General features: G+C 70.7%; 3 protein-coding genes, 1 tRNA gene and 1 pseudogene. 4 read left to right on the top strand and 1 reads right to left on the bottom strand.

Annotated elements, in window-relative coordinates; genetic code table 11:
* The 4 genes and pseudogenes from AB0M52_RS31885 to AB0M52_RS31870 form a co-directional block, all read left to right on the top strand.
* A pseudogene (locus AB0M52_RS31885) lies at nt 1-218 on the top strand (MFS transporter); the annotation flags it as partial.
* Nucleotides 219-377: 159 nt separating this feature from the next.
* On the top strand, nt 378-1,058 hold the full coding sequence (gene cmk / locus AB0M52_RS31880; protein WP_363961388.1) for a (d)CMP kinase: 681 nt from the start codon (nt 378-380) through the stop codon (nt 1,056-1,058).
* Nucleotides 1,055-2,458 (top strand): ribosome biogenesis GTPase Der, encoded by a 1,404-nt coding sequence (der, locus tag AB0M52_RS31875; protein WP_363961386.1) that lies wholly within the window; start codon nt 1,055-1,057, stop codon nt 2,456-2,458. Before cmk ends, der begins: the two co-directional genes overlap by 4 nt.
* Nucleotides 2,459-2,635: 177 nt before the next feature.
* Nucleotides 2,636-2,709 (top strand) — tRNA-Pro (locus AB0M52_RS31870).
* A gap of 113 nt (nt 2,710-2,822) precedes the next feature.
* On the opposite strand, the gene AB0M52_RS31865 is transcribed toward AB0M52_RS31870, so the two are convergent.
* On the bottom strand, nt 2,823-3,965 hold a 1,143-nt coding region (locus AB0M52_RS31865), incomplete at its 5' end, for a site-specific integrase (protein WP_363961384.1).

The following is a 3,965-nucleotide window of genomic DNA, read 5'->3' as shown; positions in this document are numbered from 1 at the left end:
TGGTGGACAGTCTGGGGCGTACCGCCCAGGTCGAGCTGACCCTGCACGAAGGGCGCAAACACATCGTACGGCGGCTGCTCGCCGAGGTCGGCCACCCGGTGAGCCGGCTGGTGCGTACCTCCATCGGGCCGATCCGGCTGGGTGACCTGCGCGCCGGGCGCACCCGGAGGCTGACCAACGCGGAGGTCGCCGCCCTGTTCAAGGCCGTGGGTGACTGACCCCGCGCCCATGGGTACGGCTGAGGGTAGGCTGCCTGGCGGCCCGGCGGGGCCGGCAGGCCGTAGGCCGCCGCGCCGGGCATCATTGAAGACGTGTGGGTAACCGCTCGCGTCCGCCGATGAGGGTGGATCGCGAGGTACGGGCTGAGGAGGACAACGGTGGAGGAAAACGTACCGGCCGGGCGCTGCGTGGTCGCTGTGGACGGGCCGTCCGGTTCGGGTAAGTCCACCGTCTCCCGGCGGCTCGCCGTGAGCCTCGGTGCCCGCTACCTCGACACCGGCGCGATGTACCGGGCGATCACCTGGGCGGTGCTGCGCTCCGGAGTCGACCTGACCGACGCGCAGGCGGTGGCCAAGGTCGCCGGCGAGGTGGACCTGCACGTCGGCACCGACCCCACGGGGTACGGCGTGACCGCCGACGGGATCGGCGTCGAGGAAGAGATCCGCGGGCCCGAGGTGACCGCCGCGGTCTCCGCCGTGGCCGCCGTGCCGGCCGTGCGGGCGCTGCTGGTGGCCCGGCAGCGGGACATGATCGCCAAGGCCGGTCGGATCGTGGTCGAGGGGCGGGACATCGGTTCCGTCGTGGCCCCGGACGCCGACCTGAAGGTCTACCTCACCGCATCTGCTGCGGCACGCGCCGCGCGTCGCAGCGCCGAGAACGCCTCCGACGTGGCGGCCACCGCCGCCGACCTGGCCCGCCGCGACCAGCTGGACTCGACCCGCAAGGCCGACCCGCTCGCCCAGGCGTCCGACGCCGTCGTGCTGGACACCACCGAGCTGGGCATCGACGAGGTCGTGGCACGGCTGACTGAGCTGCTCACCGATCGGGGAGTGGCGTGACCGACAGCGATGGTTGGGTGGAGCTGCGGGAGCCGGACCTCGACACCGAGGAACCGACCGGCCCGCAGCCGGTGGTGGCCGTGGTCGGCCGCCCCAACGTCGGCAAGTCCACCCTGGTCAACCGGATCATCGGCCGCCGCCAGGCGGTCGTGGAGGACGTTCCCGGGGTGACCCGGGACCGGATCCCGTACGACGCGCAGTGGTCCGGCCGCGCGTTTACCGTGGTGGACACCGGCGGTTGGGAACCGGACGCGAAGGACCGGGCGGCGGCCATCGCCGCGCAGGCCGAGGCGGCCGTGGTCACCGCCGATGTGGTGCTGTTCGTGGTGGACGCGATGGTGGGCTCCACCGACGTCGACGAGGCGGCGGTGAAGATGCTGCGCCGCAGCGCCAAGCCGGTGATCCTGGTGGCCAACAAGGCCGACAACGCCACCATCGAGCTCGAGGCCACCTCGCTGTGGTCGCTCGGCCTCGGCGAGCCGTACCCGGTGTCGGCGCTGCACGGGCGCGGCTCCGGTGACCTGCTCGACGCCATCATGGAAGCGCTGCCCGAGGCGCCGAAGGTGGCGGAGTTCCGTCCGCGTGGCCCGCGTCGGGTGGCCCTGGTGGGTCGGCCGAACGTCGGCAAGTCCAGCCTGTTGAACCGCTTCTCCGGTGAGGAGCGGGCAGTGGTCGACGCGGTCGCCGGCACCACCGTCGACCCGGTGGACAGCCTGGTCGAGATCGGCGGCGACACGTGGCAGCTGGTGGACACGGCCGGGCTGCGTAGGCGGGTCGGCAAGGCCAGCGGCACCGAGTACTACGCCAGCCTGCGTACCGCCTCGGCGATCGAGGCGGCGGAGGTGGCGGTGGTGCTGCTCGACTCCAGCGAGCCGATCAGCGAGCAGGACCAGCGGATCCTGTCCATGGTCACCGAGGCCGGTCGGGCGATGGTGATCGCCTTCAACAAGTGGGACCTGGTCGACGCCGACCGTCGGTACTACCTGGACAAGGAGATCGAGCGGGAGCTGCGCCGGATCCCGTGGGCGATCCGGCTGAACCTGTCGGCGAAGACCGGCCGGGCGGTGGACAAGCTTGCCGCGGCCCTGCACCGGGCCCTGGCCAGCTGGGAGACGCGGATCCCCACCGCGCAACTCAACGCCTGGCTCACCGCCCTGGTCCAGGCCACCCCGCACCCGGTGCGGGGTGGACGGGCACCGCGGATCCTGTTCGCCACCCAGGCCGGCGTAGCTCCGCCGCGCTTTGTGCTCTTCACCACCGGCCCGCTCGACGCCGGCTACCAGCGGTTCGTCGAGCGCAAGCTGCGCGAGGAGTTCGGCTTCGAGGGCAGCCCGATCGAGATCTCGGTACGCCCGCGCAAGAAGCTCGGCCCCGGCGGCCGAGGCAAGGCACACGGCTGACCGATCATCCTCCGGGGCCCTGCGGACGCCACGCCGTCCGCAGGGCCCACCCTCCTAGGATGCTCTAGGGGTGGTGCGGGGCGTCACCCGCGACGACGGGGGAGGGGCCTGTGCGACGGGTGGGAGATCCTGCGCTAAGCTGTACCGGCTGTCGCGGGAGAAATCGCGCGAGGGCATCGGGACGTGGCGCAGTTTGGTAGCGCACTTGACTGGGGGTCAAGGGGTCGTCGGTTCAAATCCGGCCGTCCCGACAAAGAAGAAGCCCTGACCAGCGGAAACGCGGTCAGGGCTTCGACTTTCTTCTATGAGGTTTTGAACCGTCCCCCGAAAACCCCCCGTTTACCGGGTGCGGCAACCAAGTTTGTCATCGGTGTGCATCGTTGTGCGCTGTGGATGCGTGCTGTCCGTTCGGGTTGGCGGCGAGGCGTTCAAGAACGTCGGAGACGTCCGGGGCTTGGACGGGCTTGGCGATGTAGTAGGTGGTGGTGACCTCCTCGCTGGAGTGTCCAAGCTGTGCCGCGGCGCTCTTGGTGTCGGTCTCCTCCTTGATGAGGGTGGCGACGGTCTTGCGGAAGGTGTGGGGGGTGACCCAGTCGAGGTCGGTGTCGGCGCGGGCTTGGCGCCACTGGCGGCGGACGTTGTTGGGGGAGAGCCAGGTGCCGCGTCGGGAGGCGAAGATCGCATCGTGGGGGTTGTGGGCGGCGCCGAGGTTGCGGGCCATGAGCATGCCGACGGCGAACCGGGGCAGGACGAGCATCCGGTAGCCGGCGTCGCTCTTGGTCCAGGGTTGGCGGAAGATGCCCTGGCCTTTGACGAAGACCAGCGTGCCGCAGATCGTCAGGGTGGGGCGTTCGGCGGCGAGGTCCAGGTCTTCCCAGCGGAGGGCGAGGATCTCACCGATGCGGGCGCCGGTGGCGAGCATGAGGTCGACGATGTCGGCCAGGTCTTGGGTGTGTCGAGGTCCGGGCTTGCCGGGGACTGGTCGTTGCCAGTCGCGGATCGCCGTGCGGACGGCTTGGAGATGTTCGTCGGTGAGGGCGACCACGGTGCGGCGGGGTTTGCGTAGCCGGCCGGTGTCGCGTACGGGGTTGCTCGGGATCGCGCCGTGCCGGACGGCCAGCGCGAACATCTGGCCGAGGACGACCTTCACGCCTTTGGCCGCCGACGGGCGGTCCTTGGCGATCTCGCGTAGGAACCGGTCCAGTCGCCCGACGCTGGCCTCGCGGATCCGGAGGTTACCGAGGGCGGGCAGGACCGTGGTGCGCACACTGGCCTGGTACCGGTGGATGGTCTGAGATGTGATCCGTTCCTCGGCGGTGATCTCCTCGACCCACAGGTCGGCGAGTGCGCTGATACGGGTCTCCCGGGTGATCTCGTCGTCGTTGGGGGTGCTGCGGTCGCGGAGCTTGACCTTCAACGCCCGGACGGCGGCCGGGCCGGTGGTGTCGGTGACCTCGATGTCGCGGGTCACGCCGTCGTAGTCACGGAACCGGACTCTGGCGCGGAA

Source organism: Micromonospora sp. NPDC051296 (genome assembly GCF_040682255.1).
GTDB lineage: Bacteria > Actinomycetota > Actinomycetes > Mycobacteriales > Micromonosporaceae > Micromonospora > Micromonospora craterilacus.
Note: the sequence above shows the minus strand (reverse complement) of the source record. Positions and strands in the feature narration are given on the sequence as shown.